Origin of the sequence: Rhodococcus sp. JS3073, assembly GCF_026810085.1 — a bacterium.
GTDB lineage: Bacteria > Actinomycetota > Actinomycetes > Mycobacteriales > Mycobacteriaceae > Rhodococcus_F > Rhodococcus_F wratislaviensis.
Map to the genome: position 1 here is coordinate 4951692 of NZ_CP113951.1, position 18216 is coordinate 4969907.

At 65.8% G+C, this 18216-nt stretch carries 13 protein-coding genes and 2 pseudogenes; 10 read left to right on the forward strand and 5 right to left on the reverse strand.

All coding sequences use genetic code 11. The features are described 5' to 3' along the window. The first annotated feature begins 51 nt into the window (after positions 1–51). The 6 genes from OYT95_RS22365 to OYT95_RS22390 all read left to right on the forward strand — a co-directional run bounded on the left by OYT95_RS22365 (position 52) and on the right by OYT95_RS22390 (position 9649). Positions 52–1308 (forward strand): MFS transporter, encoded by a 1257-nt coding sequence (locus tag OYT95_RS22365; protein WP_268789100.1) that lies wholly within the window; start codon positions 52–54, stop codon positions 1306–1308. Continuing rightward, positions 1309–2274: a 2-phospho-L-lactate transferase gene (cofD, locus tag OYT95_RS22370; protein WP_128640857.1), complete on the forward strand. Its 966-nt coding sequence runs from the start codon at positions 1309–1311 to the stop codon at positions 2272–2274. After that, positions 2271–3629, forward strand: a complete 1359-nt coding sequence (locus OYT95_RS22375) for a coenzyme F420-0:L-glutamate ligase (protein WP_268789101.1) — start codon at positions 2271–2273, stop codon at positions 3627–3629. The genes cofD and OYT95_RS22375 overlap by 4 nt, the downstream gene beginning before the upstream one ends. Positions 3630–3713: 84 nt before the next feature. Then, complete coding sequence (locus OYT95_RS22380; RefSeq protein WP_268789102.1) at positions 3714–4907, forward strand: NAD(P)-dependent malic enzyme; 1194 nt, start codon at positions 3714–3716, stop codon at positions 4905–4907. Between the two features lie 411 nt (positions 4908–5318). Then, positions 5319–8834: a multifunctional oxoglutarate decarboxylase/oxoglutarate dehydrogenase thiamine pyrophosphate-binding subunit/dihydrolipoyllysine-residue succinyltransferase subunit gene (locus OYT95_RS22385; RefSeq protein ID WP_268789103.1), complete on the forward strand. Its 3516-nt coding sequence runs from the start codon at positions 5319–5321 to the stop codon at positions 8832–8834. A 119-nt stretch (positions 8835–8953) separates the two neighbouring features. Then, entirely contained in the window at positions 8954–9649 is a 696-nt protein-coding gene (locus OYT95_RS22390) for an NAD(P)H-binding protein (protein ID WP_268789104.1), read from the forward strand. On the opposite strand, the pseudogene OYT95_RS22395 reads toward OYT95_RS22390, so the two are convergent. The 3 genes and pseudogenes from OYT95_RS22395 to OYT95_RS22405 all read right to left on the reverse strand — a co-directional run bounded on the left by OYT95_RS22395 (position 9594) and on the right by OYT95_RS22405 (position 11856). Continuing rightward, a pseudogene (locus tag OYT95_RS22395) lies at positions 9594–10122 on the reverse strand (zeta toxin family protein). The gene OYT95_RS22390 and the pseudogene OYT95_RS22395 sit on opposite strands and share 56 nt — an antisense overlap. Before the next feature lie 17 nt (positions 10123–10139). Then, a pseudogene (locus tag OYT95_RS22400) lies at positions 10140–10504 on the reverse strand (TA system antitoxin ParD family protein); the annotation flags it as partial. 71 nt (positions 10505–10575) lie between these two features. After that, positions 10576–11856, reverse strand: coding sequence for a glycosyltransferase 87 family protein (locus OYT95_RS22405; protein WP_268789105.1), 1281 nt, complete (start codon positions 11854–11856; stop codon positions 10576–10578). Between the two features lie 155 nt (positions 11857–12011). Between OYT95_RS22405 and OYT95_RS22410 the strand changes: the two genes are divergently transcribed. Next, complete coding sequence (locus tag OYT95_RS22410; RefSeq protein WP_268789106.1) at positions 12012–12344, forward strand: ArsR/SmtB family transcription factor; 333 nt, start codon at positions 12012–12014, stop codon at positions 12342–12344. Then, positions 12341–12829 carry an SRPBCC family protein gene (locus tag OYT95_RS22415; protein WP_128640862.1) on the forward strand — a complete coding sequence of 163 codons (489 nt, stop codon included), beginning with the start codon at positions 12341–12343 and terminating at the stop codon, positions 12827–12829. Before OYT95_RS22410 ends, OYT95_RS22415 begins: the two co-directional genes overlap by 4 nt. Positions 12830–12839: 10 nt before the next feature. Here OYT95_RS22415 and OYT95_RS22420 read toward each other — a convergent pair whose 3' ends face one another. Then, complete coding sequence (locus tag OYT95_RS22420) at positions 12840–13862, reverse strand: LacI family DNA-binding transcriptional regulator (RefSeq protein WP_268789107.1); 1023 nt, start codon at positions 13860–13862, stop codon at positions 12840–12842. A 181-nt stretch (positions 13863–14043) separates the two neighbouring features. Between OYT95_RS22420 and OYT95_RS22425 the strand changes: the two genes are divergently transcribed. Continuing rightward, positions 14044–15450 (forward strand): class-II fumarase/aspartase family protein, encoded by a 1407-nt coding sequence (locus OYT95_RS22425; protein WP_268789108.1) that lies wholly within the window; start codon positions 14044–14046, stop codon positions 15448–15450. Further along, positions 15447–16988: an SLC13 family permease gene (locus OYT95_RS22430; RefSeq protein ID WP_268789109.1), complete on the forward strand. Its 1542-nt coding sequence runs from the start codon at positions 15447–15449 to the stop codon at positions 16986–16988. The genes OYT95_RS22425 and OYT95_RS22430 overlap by 4 nt, the downstream gene beginning before the upstream one ends. A 21-nt stretch (positions 16989–17009) precedes the next feature. On the opposite strand, the gene OYT95_RS22435 is transcribed toward OYT95_RS22430, so the two are convergent. Beyond that, entirely contained in the window at positions 17010–18179 is a 1170-nt protein-coding gene (locus OYT95_RS22435; protein WP_268789110.1) for an NADH:flavin oxidoreductase, read from the reverse strand. Positions 18180–18216: the final 37 nt, after the last annotated feature.

The following is an 18216-nucleotide window of genomic DNA, read 5'->3' on the forward strand; positions in this document are numbered from 1 at the left end:
TCAGACCCGATCTCCGCATCCCAGCGGCTCCCTCCCCTATCGAGGAGACACATGAACAATCGATTCAGCCTTCCCGCATACGTCAGCGTCGCAATGCTCGCATTTTTTGCGATAGCCGCCGACGGCTACGACCTCGCCATCTTCGGTGCCGCGACGCCGAAACTGCTCCTCTACGCTGATTGGGGTCTCACGACCGCGCAGGTCGGCGTGATCGCCAGTACGGCGATCATGGGGATGGGTATCGGATCCATCGCAGCAGGCGTGCTCGCCGACCGATACGGTGTCCGACGATTGTTCCTACTCTCCGTGACCTGGTTCTCCGTCGGCATGATGCTGTGCGCAGTGGCGCCCACCGCCGAACTGCTCGGTGTCGCCCGGTTGATCGCAGGGTTCGGCCTCGGTGGGGTGGTGCCCACCGCGGTCGCGGTGACGATGAGCGTCGCACCGGCGGACCGGAAGAATTTCCTCAACGGCGTGATCCTGGCCGGCATACCCATAGGCGGCGTCCTTGCCGCTCTCACCGCTCTGGCTTTCCTCGACGTGCTGGGCTGGCGCGGCGTCTTCTTCGTCGGGGGCGCTTTTCCCCTGCTGACCGTGGTGCCGGTCGCCGCGGTGAAACTCCGGCGGTGGGTACCCGCCCCGCACGCTCTGCGTTCGGACGGCGGGGCCACCCGCCGCACCTTGCGCGACGTCTTCAAGAATCTCGGACCCACCGGATGGGGTGCCCTGGCAGTGTTCACCGCACTGACCTTCTGTGGCCAGATTCAGTGGTACGGACTGCTCACCTGGTTGCCGCAGATCATGAAGGCCAGCGGTTACTCCCTCGGATCTGCATTGGTCTTCTTGGTGATCTTCAGTATCGGTGCTGCCACCGGTGCGTCCGGAGGCTCCTGGATTGCGGACAAGTTCGGAGAACGTCGCGCAGTTCTTGCGGCATTCACAGTCGGCGCGGTTGCCGTCATGACCCTTGCGGTACACCTGCCGTCGCCCGTCCTCTACGTTTTTCTGTTCCTCACCGGGGCGGGGACGGGCGGAACGCAGCCGATCGTCTTCGGTTACGTGGCCACCTACTTCCCCGTCGATATCCGCACCAGCGTTCTTGGATTCGTTTCCGGCGTGGGCCGGATCGGTGGTGTCTGTGGACCGATTCTGGGCGGTGTGCTCGCCGGCCGGCCTCCGATCGTCATCTTCTCTGCTCTCTCCGGGATCGGGGTGTTCGCCGCACTTCTGTGCTGCGTCGCGCTGGCGGCGAACAAGTCCGAGAAGAACCACACCACCGTTACTGCAAGCACCCCAGCCGAGGTCTGAGTGAACGTAACCGTGTTGGTCGGCGGGGTGGGTGGGGCCCGGTTCCTGCAAGGGGTGCGGAGGCTTCTCGGTGCGGATTCGGGCCATCGCGTCACTGCCGTGGTCAACGTCGGCGACGATGTGTGGTTGCACGGTCTGCGGATCTGCCCGGACCTGGACACCTGCATGTACACCCTCGGTGGGGGCATCGACCCCGAGCGCGGCTGGGGTCACGTGGGTGAATCCTGGAACGCCAAGGAGGAACTCGCTGCCTACGGCGCGAAACCGGACTGGTTCGGGCTCGGCGACCGGGACATCGCCACACACCTGATCCGTTCGCAGATGTTGCGCACGGGGCATCCTTTGTCGGCGGTCACGGAGACGCTGTGCAACCGCTGGCAGCCGGGTGTGACCCTGCTGCCGGTCACCGACGATCGTAGCGAGACTCATGTCGTCATCACCGATCCCGAGGCCGGTGAGCAGCGGACAATCCACTTCCAGGAGTGGTGGGTTAGCCACCGCGCGAAGGTGCCGACACACAGTTTCGCGCACATCGGTGCCGAGCGGGCGACACCGGCACCGGGTGTCGTCGAGGCGATCGAGGACGCCGACATCGTGTTGCTGGCGCCGTCCAATCCGGTGGTCAGCGTCGGCGCGATCCTCGCGGTCCCCGGGATTCGGGGTGCGTTGCGGACCACCCCGGCAAAGGTGGTCGGGATCTCCCCGATCATCGGTGGAAAACCGTTGCGCGGCATGGCTGACGAATGTCTCGACGTGATCGGTGTCGAGACGTCAGCCGAGGCGATCGGGCGCTGGTACGGGGCGCGGAGCGGGACCGGGATCCTCGACGGCTGGCTGATTCACGACACCGATTCCGCCGAGGTGCCGGGCGTGGATGTGCGGGAAGTCCCGCTGATCATGACCGACCCTGGCACGACCGCGGACATGGTTCGTGCCGCACTCGACTTGGTAGGGGTGCTTCTGTGAGTGAAATTGCGCGACAATCCGATCACGCGCCCGGCCGTGCGCTCGAGATCCGCCCTGTCACCGGTCTGCCGGAGTTCCGGCCCGGCGACGACCTGGCCGGGGCGATCATTTCGGCGGCGCCGTGGCTGCGCGACGGGGACGTCCTGGTGGTCACCAGCAAGGTGTTCTCGAAGGTCGAGGGCCGCATCGTGTCCTCGCCCACCGATCCCGAGGAACGGGATGCGGCCCGGTGGCGGCTGGTCGAGCAGGAAGCCGTCCGCATCGTCGCCCGCAAGGGGCGGACCCTGATCACCGAGAACCGGCTCGGGATCGTGCAAGCGGCGTCCGGTATCGACGGGTCGAATGTGGAGGGCTCCGAACTGGCTCTGCTGCCGAAGGATCCGGATGCCAGTGCCCGCGCACTCCGCGATGCCGTAAAGGCCAGGCTCGGTGTCACGGTAGCGGTGGTGGTCACCGACACCATGGGGCGGGCGTGGCGCAACGGGCAGATCGACGCCGCTATCGGCGCGGCCGGTGTTCCGGTGCTGCACAGGTACGCCGGGTCGCGTGACAGCCAGGGCAATGAGCTGGTCGTGACCGAGGTGGCGGTCGCCGACGAGATCGCCGCGGCGGGTGACCTGGTCAAGGGCAAGCTCGGCGGGGTGCCGGTCGCCGTGGTGCGTGGCCTGGAGCTGGTCGACGACGGTTCGCGGGCGCAGGACCTGAATCGTTCTGACGCTGAGGATATGTTCTGGCTCGGCACCGCCGAATCGGTCGAGCTGGGGCGTTCGGAGGCGCTGCTGTTGCGCCGCTCGGTCCGTCGGTTCTCGGACGATCCGGTCGATCCCGGTGCGGTCCGGGCGTCGATCGCGCAGGCTCTCACCGCTCCTGCGCCGCACCACACCCGGCCGGTGCGGTTCGTGTGGGTGCGCACCCGGGCTGTCCGCGACGTATTGCTGTCTCGGATGGCTGAGCAGTGGCGCAGCGACCTCACCTCCGACGGTCTGCGCGCGGAGACCGTCGAGGCGCGGGTGGCGCGGGGGAACATCCTGGTCGACGCACCGGAGGTGATCATCCCGTTCTGCGTTCCGGACGGCGCCCACACCTATCCCGACCAACGTCGGCGGGCGGCGGAGTCGACGATGTTCACCGTCGCGGTCGGTGCGGCGGTGCAGGGGCTGCTGGTGTCGTTGGCCACCAAGGAAATCGGGAGCTGCTGGATCGGATCGACGATCTTCGCCGCCGACGTCGTGCGCGATATTCTCGATCTCCCCGCGGACTGGCACCCGCTCGGCGCGATCGCCGTCGGCCACCCCCTCGAGCCGCTGACACCCCGCACCGCCGCAGACCCCGGCGACGCCCTGATCGAGAAATAACGCCTTACAACAGCTCTGCCTGATCGATCAATTCCGGCGACACGCTGACGCGGATCGTCGATAGCGAAGGGAACTGAGTACAGAATGACTGTCGTGTCCGAGCGCACTGCACCGCGGAAGGTCGAGCTGACCGAGGAGGAGATCTTCGCCGGCCATGTCGGTGGCAAGCTGTCCGTCGAGTTGACTGCCCCGTTGGACACCCAGCGTGATCTGTCGATCGCCTACACCCCGGGTGTCGCGCAGGTTTCCCGCGCCATCGCTGCCGACGAAACCCTCGCCGACCGGTACACCTGGACCAGCCGCCTGGTGGTCGTCGTCTCCGACGGCTCCGCGGTGCTCGGCCTCGGGGACATCGGCCCGCGCGCGTCCCTTCCCGTGATGGAGGGCAAGTCCGCCCTGTTCAAGAACTTCGCGGGCCTGAACTCGATCCCGCTGGTCCTGGACACCAAGGATCCCGACGAGATCGTCGAAACCCTGATCCGGCTGCGCCCGAGCTTCGGTGCGGTCAACCTCGAGGACATCTCCGCGCCGCGCTGTTTCGAGATCGAAAAGCGCGTCATCGAGGCGTTGGACTGCCCGGTCATGCACGACGACCAGCACGGCACCGCCATCGTCGTCCTCGCCGCCCTCAAGGGTGCGGTCAAGGTCCAGGACCGCGACATCCACGATCTGCGGGTCGTCATCTCCGGTGCCGGCGCCGCCGGAGTCGCCTGCGCGAACATCCTGCTCGCCGCCGGGATCGCCGACGTGACCGTCCTCGACTCGAAGGGCATCGTCTCCGCCGACCGGCAGGACCTGGGCGAGATCAAGGTCGACCTGGCCGCGCGCACCAACCCGGCCGGCCGCCGCGGCAGCATCGTCGAAGCCCTCGACGGGGCGGATGTGTTTCTCGGGGTGTCCGCGGGCACCGTGCCGGAGGAGCTGATCGCCACCATGGCGAAGGATTCCATCGTGTTCGCGTTGTCGAACCCGGACCCGGAGATCCACCCCGACATCGCCCGCAAGCATGCGGCGATCGTGGCCACCGGGCGCAGCGATTTCCCGAACCAGATCAACAATGTGCTTGCCTTCCCCGGCGTGTTCCGGGGTGCGCTGGACGCCGGTGCCCGCCGGATCACCGAAGGTATGAAGCTCGCCGCCGCCGAGGCAATCCTCTCGGTCGTCGGTGACGAGCTGGCTGTAGACAAGATCGTTCCCAGCCCGCTCGATCCTCGCGTCGCCCCCGCTGTCGCGGAGGCAGTCGCCGCCGCTGCTCGTGCAGGAGGCGTCACCGGCTAGCGAGAATTCGCAACCGAGATATGACAATTCAACGGGCGCGCACGAGACGGGATGCACGGACGGACCGATATCACCGGGCGATCATGCAATTCCACCGAGCGTGGGAACCCTTCGGTGGTCCCAGTGCCTCAGACATCTTCACCGAATTCGGGCTCACCGTGAACCAGTACTACGCTCGATACCGTGCCGTCACGCGCACCAGCAGCGGCACGAAAAGTGGCACGTAGAGACCGAACTGTCTGCCGCGCAGCCTGAAACGCTGATTTGTAGTCCGCCCCGGGAGCGGGATGCCGTCGTCGAGCTGAGTGGCGCATCGCACATCGGGTTTTTGACCTATGGGTACATAAAGGTCTTACACTGGAAGACGAGAGCCGGCAGAAGCGAAGTAGGAGAATGGCTGTGTCTATCAACATGACCGGACCAAGTGCTACGACCGACGCGGCGGCCGAATCGATAGCCGGCAGCCCGCCGCAGGTTGCGCGGCCGACGTCGATCCCGCCGAAACTGAAGCCGAAGCCGGTGGCCGCGTTCCTCGAGGTGCCGACCGAACCGACCAAGGGTGGATCTACTGGGACCGCGATTCGCGGGATTGCCAGGGCTCTGGTCACCAACATGACCGCCAGCTTGAGTATTCCGACGGCAACGAGTGTCCGCACGATCCCGGCGAAGCTCATGATCGACAATCGCATCGTCATCAATATTCACATGGCGCGGGCGCGCGGCGGCAAGGTCAGTATCACCCATCTGATCGGCTGGGCGCTCGTCAAGGCCCTCGCGGATTTTCCGAGCCAGATCGTGTCCTACGCCGAAGTGGACGGCAAGCCGTTCACTGTGACGCCGGACCACGTGAACCTCGGAATCGCAGTCGATGTCACGAAACCCGATGGATCTCGATTTCTCGTCGTCCCGAACATCAAGCGGGCAGACGAGATGAGCTTCGGTGAATTCCTTTCGGCGTATGAGACTCTCATCCTCAAGTCGCGAGCCAACGCGCTGACCGTCGAGGATTTCGCCGGGACGACACTGTCGCTGACCAACCCCGGCGGAATCGGGACGGAACATTCGATCACCCGGCTGATGGAAGGCCAGGGGTGTGTCATCGGTGCGGGCGCTCTGGAATATCCGGCCGAGTTCCAGGGGGCCAGCGAACAGACCCTGGCCGATCTCGCCATCAGCAAGACGATCACCCTGACGAGCACATACGATCACCGGGTCATCCAGGGTGCGGCGTCGGGGGAATTCCTCAGGCGAGTCCACGAACTCCTCACCGGGCAGTCCGGCTTCTACGAAGAGATCTTCGACGCCCTGCGAATTCCATACGAGCCGATTCGTTGGGCACCCGACATCAGGGTGGATCCGGCGAGCGCGGTGGACAAGACAGCGCGCGTGCAGCAGCTCATCGAGGCGTACCGTACCCGCGGGCATCTCATTGCCGACATCGACCCTCTCGAGTACGCCCAGCGGTCCCACCCCGATCTGGATGTGGCCAGTCACGGGCTCACGTTCTGGGACCTGGACCGGGAATTCATCACCGGTGACTTCGGTGGCGACCAGCGGCAGATGAAGCTCCGCGACATCGTCGGTGTTCTGCGTGACGCCTACTGCCGCACCGTCGGCATCGAATACATGCATATCCAGGATCCGGAGCAACGCGCGTGGATCCAGGACAGGGTCGAGCTGCCCTACACGAAACCGACCCACGACGAGCAGATGCGAATCCTGGGCAAGCTCAACGAGGCGGAAGCCTTCGAGACGTTCCTCCAGACCAAATACATCGGCCAGACGCGCTTCAGTCTCGAAGGGGGCGAGTCGACGATTCCATTGTTGGACGCGATCATGCACGCGGCGGCCAACAGTGGTCTCGACGGTGTGGCCATCGCGATGGCGCACCGGGGACGGCTCAGCGTGCTCACCAACATCGCAGGAAAGACCTACGGTCAGGTGTTCCATGAATTTGAGGGCACGGATGTCTCGGACAACTCCGACGGCTCGGGGGACGTGAAGTACCACCTTGGCACCGAAGGAATCTTCACCGGCGCGGACGGCGAAAGAATCCCGGTCTACGTGGGGGCGAATCCATCCCATCTCGACGCGGTCGACGGCGTGCTGGAGGGCATCGTGCGTGCCCGGCAGGACCTGGGGCCTGCCGGTACATTCCGCACGTTGCCGATCATCATCCATGGCGACGCGGCGATGGCCGGCCAGGGTGTCGTCGGAGAGACCATGCAGATGTCGCAGTTGCGCGGCTACCGCACGGGCGGCACGATCCGAATCAACATCAACAACCAGGTGGGCTTTACGACCCTGCCGGGTGAGGCCCGGAGCTCCGTTTACTCGACGGACGTCGCCAAGGCGATCCAGGCGCCGATCTTCCACGTCAACGGAGACGATCCCGAGGCAGTCGTGCGGGTCGCGGAGCTCGCTTTCGCCTACCGCCAGCGCTTCCACCGCGAGGTGGTCATCGACCTCATCTGCTACCGCCGCCGTGGTCACAACGAGGCCGACGATCCGTCGATGACGCAGCCGCAGATGTACGACCGCATCGAGGCCAAGCGCAGTGTCCGGACCCTCTACACAGAGGCGCTGGTCGGTCGTGGTGACATCACCGTCGACGAGTACGAGCAGGCCAATGCGGACTTCCGCGGGCGGCTCGAGAGCGCATTCGCCGAGACCCATGCCGAACAGAGCGGCCTGGTGCCGGACTCCTCGACGCACCCGGTCGACGTGCTGGAGAGGATGCTTGCCCACGAGCCCGACGCACGGAAGAGTTCCAACGCCACCGCGGTGAGTCCCGACGTGATCGCTCTCGTGGGGGATGCCTTCGACCGCCGGCCTTCCGGCTTCACCGTCCACCCGAAGTTGCAACAGCTGCTCGACAAGCGAGTGGAGATGAGCCGCGGCGGGGACATCGATTGGGCCTTTGCCGAACTCCTGGCCTTTGGTTCGCTGTTGGTGGAGGGTACCCCAGTCCGGCTGACCGGTCAGGACAGTCGCCGGGGCACGTTCGTCCAACGCCATGCGGTGCTTCACGACCGTGACAATGGTCGGGAATGGCTCCCGCTCACCGACATTGCCGAAGAACAGGGACGGATCTGGATATACGATTCGCTGCTCAGTGAGTACGCCGTGATGGGATTCGAGTACGGCTATTCGGTGGAACGATCCGACGCGCTGGTGCTGTGGGAGGCACAGTTCGGCGACTTTGCGAATGGCGCTCAGATCATTATCGACGAGTTCATCAGCTCGGCCGACCAGAAATGGGGACAGCAGTCCTCTCTGGTTCTGCTCCTGCCGCACGGCTACGAGGGCAGCGGACCGGATCATTCGTCGGCGCGCATCGAACGCTTCCTGCAGCTCTGCGCGGAGAACAATATGACGGTGGCGCAACCGTCGACCCCAGCATCGTATTTCCACCTCCTCCGGCGCCAGGCCTACGCTCGCCCACGCAAGCCGCTCATCGTGTTCACCCCGAAGTCGATGTTGCGCATGCGTGGCGCGACCAGTGCCCTGTCCGATTTCACCGGCGGCACGTTCGAACCTGTCATCGATGATCAGCGGGCGATCGACAAGACCGACGTTCGCCGCGTGCTGTTGGCGTCGGGGAAGCTGTACTACGAGTTGCTCAACAGGCTCGCCAAGTCCCCGGATCCGCAGATCGCGCTGGTGCGAATCGAACAGTTCTACCCGCTGCCCGAAGCGGAGCTGGCTGATGCTGTCAACTCTTACCCCAACGCCGAACTGGTATGGGTGCAGGAAGAGCCGAGAAACCAAGGCGCCTGGACGTTCCTCCTCAGCGAGCTCGGGACCATCGGCTCGCGGCGCATCCGCCTCGTGTCTCGCGCGGCCTCTGCCGCCCCGGCGACGGGGTCGAGCAAACGCCACGCCGAGGAACAGCGGAAGCTCATCGATGAGGCGCTGGAGAAGTAGGCCTGAGCCGGCACTCTGCCGCTCACGCCGACTCGCGGAGCTGCCACGGTGCGCCGTCTTGTCGCAACGTCGTAGGAGTGAGGTCGACGAATGACCGACCGGTGTTCCGGATAACCGGTGTGGGCAGTGGACACGTCAGCATCAGCAGACTGGTCGCCGAGTTACTCCTGCATAGTGGCGCGCCGGGGCGGGCGACGGTTCATCGCGATGACGGTCGTGCCGAAGCCCTACGGGAGTTGGGAGCAGAGATCGTCGCCGGCGATCTGACGTGCCCCGGCGACGTTGCTGCGGCGCTGGTGCGCGTCACGCGGATGTTCTTCAACATGACTGTCTCCACGGATTATCTGGAAGCCACCGCAGTTGCCTGCCCGAGTGCCGACGAGCGGGGCGATCCAGAGGAGTTGGTGAACATGTCGCAGAAGACGGTGTCGCAGACGACATCGACCAGCACAGAGGAGTCCCGGCATCAACGACTGCACTGGCTCGCCGAGCGCATCCTGAACTGGTCCGGTCGGCCCGTCGTCCATGTCAGATCGACGGTCTTTCTGGATAGTTCGCTGTTCACCCTCATCGCGAGCCATTCGGTCGCCGACCGTGGCGTTCTGGCTTTGCCGTTCGGTACCGATGGGACCTCGCCCATCGTCGCTACCGACGTGGCCCGCGTCATCGCCGCCCTACTCCAGGATTTTGCAGATCGCGTCGGGCACGTCTATGAGTTGACCGGCCCCGCCGTCCTCGACTTCGACCGAGACCGCACGATTACGACCGAGGAGGTTGCGTGGTCAGGTCCGCCGGAGTCCAGGCAGGCCAGGTGATTTCACCGGCCTCGTGTCCGTCGACGTACCGTGCGACGATTCGCGTGACGTCCGGAGCGGTGTTGTCGTAGACGGTCGCATGGTCGGAGCGGTCGATCGCTTCGGCCACCAGCGGCCACAGCCGCTCGAATCGTTTGCGGACTTTGTCCTCGGGGACCGAGTGCCCGCCCTCGGCCACCCGTTCGACGACACGGGCTACCGACAACTCGCCCGGAACGAGGATCACGTGGAGCACCACGACATATCCGGCACGTCGCGCCCGGTCGATCAGTTCGAGTTTCGATGGATGCGAGAAGGCTGTCTCGGCGATGAACGACTCGCCACGCTCGATCAGCATGTCGCGGACGGTTGCCGCGATCTGCGCGGCCTCGTAAGTGTGTTCTTCGGCGCTGCCCGGCCACCGGTCCTTGGCGAGCACGTAGGCATTGACGAACGCACTTCCGGGTAGGAGCGGTGCCGTCGGGCCCGACGATGAGATCGAGACGCCTAACAGAAGAATCTGCGTACCGTCAGGCAGGTACTTGACGACGCGGCCCTGCGCGACCGTTGACAGCCCCGACCTGCGCGTTCGGCAACGTGTTTACCCGAGGCCAACGATTCTTCGAGCGCCACCGAGATCTCGACGTTGAACACCGCGCCTTCCTCGACGGTCAGCTCGCTCAACGGTACTCGTCCGGTGAGAGCGGCCTCGACGCGGCGACGTGCCACGTGACGCTGATTCGACACCTCGCGGCCCACGCGGGCCCAGTGTTCGAGCTGTTGGCGAGCGGAGCGATTCTCCCGCTCACCTTCGGTCGCCGCGGCATCGACGAGCTCCGACGAGAATCTGGTCACTTTGTCGGCGACGTTATTCATGATTCCTCCTCGATACCGCGCAACCACCGACCACTTGTAGCAATTTGCTACAAGGTCCGGATTGGTGCTGCTCACGCAGACTCGCGGTAGCAGAGCAGAGCGGCCTCATCCGGTGCCGGCGGGTCGGTCACGACCGACCTCAGAATCGGCCGAGTCTGCGTGCGTCGGGTGACCATCCGGATCGCCGAGGCGAGGACCGGGACGTACACGAGCACGTAGATGTTCTGCAGAAGGAACGCGACCGGCCACGACGGTGGGTACAGGAACAGTCCGACGACGGCGAAGTTCGGACCCCACCAGTACGGCCACGCCGCCGTCGAGACGAATAATGCGGCGCACGCGAACCACCAGCGTCCGTTTCCCGAGACCGCGCGGTGCATTACGAAAACCATCAGCGGCACCAGCCACACCCAGTGATGGCTCCAGGAATACGGCGACACCACCGCCGCGGTGAGCCCGCCGAGCACGACCGACAGCAGTCGCTCGTCCCGGTCGTACAGGCGCACCGATACGACGAGGCCGACGACGGCGACGGCACCCGCGAGAATCAGCCACAGCCACGGCGGCGCCTGCCCGTCCGTGAGTCGGGTGAGTGTTCCCCGCAGCGATTGATTGGACGGATGCGCGTCGTCGGCGATGCGCGTCGAGTCGAAGAACGTGCTGGTCCAGTACCGGGACGAGTCGCGGGGAACGACCACCCACGCCAACGCCACCGTGCCCGCGAAGACGGATGTCGCGACCGCGGCGGCCCGCCACTGCCGCAGGGCGAGGAGCAGGATGACGAAGAAGGCGGGGGTCAGTTTGATCGCGGCGCCCAGCCCGATCCCCACCCCGCGCAGGATGCTGCGCTCCGGCCGGGAGAAGTCCCACAGCACCCACAGCATCAGCACCAGGTTGATCTGACCGTAGAACAGCGTCGTCCGCACCGGTTCGACGAACGTGCACGTCACCGTCGTCAGCGCCGTGACCAGCAACAGGTACGGCGTGATCCGGTACCCGAGGATGCGCCAGCACAGGAGGATGCACCCCGCCAGCACGCCCAGGTTGACGACCATCCACAGGTCGTCCACGAACGCGCCGGGTATCCGTTCGAGAAGCACGAATGCCAGCGCGGAGAAGGGCGTGTACGTGTAGAGCAAACCCAGTACGACGGGCCCGCCGTAGAGCGGCAGGCCATGTAGAACGCGCCAGCCGCCGTCACGGTAGACGTGCAGATCGGCGCCGCCGGCGAACAGTCCGATCTTTGGCAGCCACGGGTCGACGGTCCCGAGCACCGCCGCGACGGCCACGGTGGCGCACACCGCCAGCGCGACCGCGATCGTCGGGCTGCGAGGAAAGACGCGTGTTCCCATTCCCGCCCCCTCCGGCCGCGGAAGTGCCCCGACGGGTCCGACGCTAACGGCGCTCGCGAGACGCCCACCGCTGCGACAGGCGGTCGTCCGGATTCGTTATCGATCCGTACCGAAAACCGTTGACGGAGCACCACACGCATGCAACACTGAACTCGATGGTTCAGTATTCGGCTCTCGACGCTACGTTCGCCGCACTGGCAGACCCCACGCGACGTGGGATCCTCCGTCGGCTCGGCGAGGGCGCCTGCTCGATCAGTGACCTGGCCGAACTCTTCGAGATGACGCTCACCGGCATCAAGAAGCATGTGCGACTGCTCGAAGAGGCCGGGATGGTCGTGACCGAGAAGCGTGGCCGGGTGCGGTACTGCATGTTGGGGACCAACTCCCTCGAGCGTGAGGTGGCCTGGATCCGCGACTACCAGCTGTCGCTCGAAGGGCGCCTGGACCGTCTGGACGAATTCCTCAATCGAACGGAAGGCACGTCATGAGCACCTCGCAGACTCCCACGACCGCGACCCTCTCGACGCCGACGGAGCGGGAGATCCACGTCGAACGCATCTTCAACGCCCCCCGCGACCGCGTGTGGGCCGCATTCACTAGACCGGAACTGCTCGCCCAGTGGTGGGGCCGCGGAAACGAACTCGACCTCGAACGCTGGGAATTCGAGCGCGGCGGGCACTGGCGCTTCGTCGAACATTCGGACGGCGAAACCCACGGATTCGAGGGCAGATTCCGGGAGATCACCCCGGAAGAGCGCCTCGTGTACACGTTCGAGTGGGACGGCATGCCCGGCCACGTCATCATCGAGAACAACACCTACACCGACCTCGGGGACGGACGCACCAAGCTGTCCGTGGTCAGCCAGTTCCACACCCCCGAAGAGCGCGACGGCATGCTGCAGTCCGGCATGGAGGGCGGCATGAACGAGAGCTACGCGGCGCTGGATGCGGTTCTGGCGCAGACGAGCTGGTGATCGTCAGCCGTCAGGCGGAGGGCGGGGGGATGCTGCCACCGATCGAATGACGTTGGTGGACTTTCCCCCTCATTCTCGTCATGGTCGGCGCGCCGTCCCCGGCTTCGGACTCCATCTTGGCGAGAATCTTCACCGCCGCCTCCTGCCCCATCTCTGCCAGGGGAGGGGCGTAGGACGTGATTCCGGGTGGAAACACCTCGTACCATTCGGGATTGCCGTGTGCCGCGACGGACAGGTCGCCGGGCACCGACAGGCCGAGGTCGGAGCAGGCGTGCAGAACGCCCAGCGCAATTCGGCTACTGGCGGCGATGACGGCACCGGGTAGGTCGTCGGCGATCGCGTGCACCGCGTTCCGACCCCATTCCGAGGTGAAGTCGCCCTCGAGGATGCGGAAGCGGTGACCGGCAGTTCCGTTGGGCGCCTCCGGTATTCCCGCGCGGTCGACGGCGTTGCGGAAGCCGCGCATACGGTCGGCGGTCGTGCTGTGGTCGGCCCCGCCGATGACGAGTGTGAGATCGGTGTGGCCGGACTGGAGGGCCAGTTCGGTGATCGCTTCGATGCCGTATTCGTCGTCACTGACGACTGCGTCGGTCTGTAGCGGGACCGAGTGACGGTTGAGTTGCACGATCGGCACGCCGGTCGGCAGTGTGCGTCGAGCGTCGACGGGGACGTGGATGATTCCGTCGACGCGGTGATCGAGCAGTGAGCGCAGTCCGCGTTCCTCGGATTCGGGATCGTTGCCGCTGGCGCTGACGACGAGTTGGAATCCGGCCTCGAACAGAACCGATTGCAGCACGGCGGCGCTGTCGGTGTAGAACTCGTTCGAGATATCGGGTAGCAGCAATCCGACGACGCGCGTCTTGTTCTCCCGCAGTGCCTGGGCGACCTTGTTCGGCCGGTAGCCCAACGCATCGGCCGCCTCGAGGATTCTCTTGCGGGTGTCGGGGTCCACGTAGCCGCGCCCGCTCATCGCGCGTGAGGCGGTACCCACCCCCACCTTGGCCAGCGCGGCGACGTCCTGAAGTTTGGGCACAGACCCACCATACCCAACGTAACCGCAGGTGAAGCCGTCGAGGGCGGCGGCGGCAGGCAGGGAATCGACCTCTCTTGACAGAAACCAGTGGCTTGCGCCACAGTGTTGTGGAACCGATTCCACATGGCGTGAGTCACAGTCGCAGATGTGGGTGATCCACTACGTGAGCGAAAGGCCCTTCGTGTCCATTCAGTCAAGAAACCCGTTCTCCCTCCTCACTCACCTGGCAGGGGACGAGACGCAACTCGACGTCTTTTCCGCCGACAGCTGCATCGAGAGCTGGCTGGCCACCGAGCGGGCCCTCGCCATCGCGCAGGGTGAGCACGCGGTCATCTCGGCGGACGACGCTGCGGCGATCGCGGCAGCGGCTCGGATCGACAACATCGACCGCGATTCCCTGTGGGAGACGTCGAAGAACGTCGGCTACCCGATCCTCGGGCTGGTGCGGCAGATCTCCGGGGCGCTGCCGGAGGGACCGAACGGTCGCGTGCACTACGGTGCGACCACGCAGGACATCATGGATACCGGGCTCGCCCTGCAGCTCGCTCGATCGCTGGCCGCGCTCGACCGGCAGCTCGGCGAACTCGGCGATGCGCTCGCGGTCCAGGTGGAAGCCCACGCCGGCACCGTGATGCCCGGCCGGACCCACGCCCAGCAGGCGGTGCCGACCACGTTCGGCGCCACGCTCGCGACGCTGCTGGGTCAGTTCACCCGCCACCGCGAGCGTCTCCAGCAGGCGGTGCCGCGCATCGCCGTGATCTCCCTGTTCGGGGCCGGTGGCACGTCCGCAGCGCTCGGGGCGAAGTCCGCGGACGTCCGGACCCGCGTCGCCGAGCTGCTCGGCCTGCACGACACCGACATCCCGTGGCACGTCGACCGTGACGGTATCGCCGAATACGGCTGGCTCTGCGCAACTGTCGCGGCGACGTGCGCGAAGCTCGCCCGCAACATCGTCGACCTCTCCCGCACGGAGATCGGCGAGGTCTTCGAGCCCTACAACAGCCACCGCGGTGCGTCGTCGACGATGCCGCAGAAGGTCAATCCGATCTCCTCCGAGGCGATCATCGGACTGTCCCAGACCGCCGGAGCGCTGCTGTCGTCGCTGAGCCGCATCCAGGAAGCGGGCCACGAACGCAGCGCCGGCGAGTGGCAGATCGAGTGGCAGGTGATCCCGCAGCTCGGGGTCCTCGCCGGCAGCGCACTGTCCGAAGCGCTGGTCATCGTCCGGGGCATGCGGGTCGACGCCGACAGGATGCGTGCGAACCTCGACCTGGACGGCGGATTGGTCATGGCCGAGGCGCAGATGATCCAGCTCGCCGAAGCGATGGGCCGCGAACGCGCCCACGATCTGCTCTACACGGCCGCCACCCGCGCCCGGACCACGCATCGCGTGCTCGCCGACACCCTGCGCGAGGTCGCGGCGGAGGCCGGAGTCGCCGAACTGCTGCCCGCACAACTCGTTACCGCCGACGACTACCTCGGCGAGGCGAAGGATATCGCTGCGAGCGCTGTTCGCGGATGGCACAACCGCGCCGTAGCGGAAGAAGACCTGCCCTCCATTCCTCAGCTTGCAGGGACCGCGTCATGAGCACATTGACCACAATGACGGAGCAGCCACCGGAACTCGCAGGAGAGGAACGCTTCGACTACATCCGGGGACGGTTCGGACTGATCGCCGCGCTGCCCCTGCTCATCGGCATCCTCGTGTTGCCGATCGACATGCCGAATCCCCAGCAGGCCATGCTCGCGGTCCTCACCGTCGTGGTCCTGCTGTGGATCACGGAACCCGTCCCGATCCCGGTGACGGCGCTGATCGGCATCGCCCTACTCGTCGTCCTCGGCGTCGGTACGCCCCAGGAGGTGTACGGATCCTTCGGGTCTGCGACCGTGTTCCTGGTGATCGGTGCCTTCATTCTGGCTCGCGCAATGACGGTGCACGGACTGGACCGACGATTCGCCCTCAAGGTGCTCTCGTTCCCGGGTATCGGCAACAGCACGTACCGCACCGCGGCGGCGTTCGGTGTCGTGGCCTGCATCCTCTCGATGTTCGTGTCGTCGTCCGCCACCGCCGCGATGCTGCTTCCCATCGGTATCGGCGTGGTCAAGACGATCGGCGACCTCATTCAGGAGCAGAACCCGGGCATCAAGACCAACCGCACCAAGTTCTCCTGCCTGTTGATGCTTTCCATCGCCTACGGCGCGAGCATCGGGTCGGTCCTCACCCCGATCACCGGCATCGCCAATGTCATCGGCCGCGGCACGATCGAGCGAATGACCGGCTACAAGGTCGAACTGTTCGACTGGATCTCCATGTCGGCCCCGTACCTCCTCGTGATGGGTGCGGTCATGTGGGTGGCGCTGATCCTCGTCAACCGACCCGAGGTGAAGCACATCCGAGGTGGGCAGGACTACTTCCGCGCCCACTACGCAGATCTCGGCCCCATGAACCGCGGCGAACGCAACGTTCTGGTGATCTTCCTCGTCACGGTCGTCCTGTGGGTGTTGCCCTCTCTGGTCACCACTTTCGATATCACCAGCCCGATCGTCACCGCCTTCACCGACCACCTCAACGAGGGATCGGTCGTGGTTCTCACAGCCGGCCTGTTGTTCTTTCTGCCCCGCGGAAACGGGAGCGGTGAATCCACCCTCACGTGGACCGAGGCCGCCAAGATCGACTGGGGCACGGTTCTCCTCGTCGGCGCAGGCCTGACCATCGGCACCATGATGAACGCGACCGGCCTGGCCGAAACCCTCGGCACGACCATCGCCCGGGCCACGGGTGTGCAGAGTTCCTGGGTGCTCGCCCTGATCGCCATCGTCATGGGGCTGGTCATCTCCGAAACCACCAGCAACACAGCCAGCGTCGGCATCGTCGTCCCGATCATCATCCCGATCGCCCTGGCCATCGGCGTCGACCCGATCATCCCGGCCATGGCCGGCGTGTTCGGCGCGAACGCCGGAGCCATGCTCCCGGTCTCGACACCACCGAACGCCATCGTCTACGGATCGGGGTACGTGCCGATGATCAAGATGATCGGCACCGGGATCTTCATCGACATCATCTGCATCCCACTGATCTTCGGCGCCGTCGTCGGCATCGGATCCCTCATCGCGCTCCACGTGTGAGCAAACCGACCATGCGGCGAATCACTCGACGAGCACGCAGCGCGCCCCGCTGAAGATGGTGGGCATGCACTTGTTGCAGTGGATGCACAACGACTCGGTGCGGGACTCGGCCCGGATGCGGTTCACGAGGTCGGGTTCGCGCAGCAGCGCCCGGGCCATGGCGACGAATTCGAAGCCCTCGGCCATGGCGGTGTCCATGCCCGCCCGGTCGGTGACCCCGCCGAGCAGGACGAGCGGCAACGTCACCGCCGCGCGGATCTGGCGTGCGTGCTCGAGCATGAACAGGTCGCGGTACGGGTAGGCGCGGATCATCGACTTCCCGGCCAATTGGACGCCGAGCCGGACCGGCTGTGGCATGGCGGCCGCGAACTCGCGCACCGGTGCGTCGCCCTTGAACAGATACATCGGGTTGAGAAGCGAACTCCCCATGGTGAGTTCGAGGGCATCGACGCTGCCGTCGTGCTCGAGCAGCCTGGCCACCCGGATGGCCTCGTCGAGCCAGAAGCCGCCGGGTACACCGTCGTCCATGTTGAGTTTGGCGAGGATCGCGACCCGGCCGCCGACGGCGTCGCGCACGGTCCGGGCGACGTCCCGCACCACCCGGGCCCGGTTCTCCAGTGATCCGCCGTAGGAATCGTTGCGGCGGTTCAGCTTCGGGCTGAGAAACGCACTGGCGAAGTAGTTGTGGCCGAAATGGATCTCGACGGCGTCGAAGCCGGAATCGACCGCGAGCCGTGCCGCGGTGCCGTGGGCGGCGGTGATCCTGGCGATGTCGGCGGTGGTGGCGCTGCGGATCATCCGCATGCTGAGCGGGTTGAACGACCGCGACGGTGCGAGCGCCGGCAGTCCGGTGGACTTCTCGTTTGCGACGGGTCCGGCGTGCCCGAGCTGGGCGCTCGCGGCCGCACCCTCGGCGTGGATGGCGTCGGTGAGTCTGCGCAGCCCGGGCACGGCGTCCGGGCGCATCCACAACTGCCCGCGTTCGGTGCGACCCTCCGGCGCCACGGCGCAGTAGGCCACCGTCGACATCCCGACCCCACCCGCCGCGGGCCGGCGGTGGAACTCGATCAGTTCGTCGGTGACCAGCGCGTCGGGGGTGCGGCCCTCGAACGTGGCCGACTTGACGATCCGATTGCGTAACGTGACGGGGCCCAGCGTGGCCGGAGCGAAAACGTCTGGATGTGTGGTCATTCCCGGCCCTTCGTTCTGTGCGGTCGACGGTAGGCCG

What these genes read in the sequence shown, in the direction of transcription:
- OYT95_RS22365 (WP_268789100.1), top strand. Translation starts at nt 52, where the DNA reads ATGAACAATCGATTCAGCCTTCCCGCATACGTCAGCGTCGCAATGCTC.
- OYT95_RS22380 (WP_268789102.1), top strand. Translation starts at nt 3,714, where the DNA reads ATGACTGTCGTGTCCGAGCGCACTGCACCGCGGAAGGTCGAGCTGACC.
- OYT95_RS22385 (WP_268789103.1), top strand. Translation starts at nt 5,319, where the DNA reads ATGACCGGACCAAGTGCTACGACCGACGCGGCGGCCGAATCGATAGCC.
- OYT95_RS22405 (WP_268789105.1), bottom strand. Translation starts at nt 11,856, where the DNA reads ATGGGAACACGCGTCTTTCCTCGCAGCCCGACGATCGCGGTCGCGCTG.
- OYT95_RS22410 (WP_268789106.1), top strand. Translation starts at nt 12,012, where the DNA reads ATGGTTCAGTATTCGGCTCTCGACGCTACGTTCGCCGCACTGGCAGAC.
- OYT95_RS22415 (WP_128640862.1), top strand. Translation starts at nt 12,341, where the DNA reads ATGAGCACCTCGCAGACTCCCACGACCGCGACCCTCTCGACGCCGACG.
- OYT95_RS22430 (WP_268789109.1), top strand. Translation starts at nt 15,447, where the DNA reads ATGAGCACATTGACCACAATGACGGAGCAGCCACCGGAACTCGCAGGA.
- OYT95_RS22435 (WP_268789110.1), bottom strand. Translation starts at nt 18,179, where the DNA reads ATGACCACACATCCAGACGTTTTCGCTCCGGCCACGCTGGGCCCCGTC.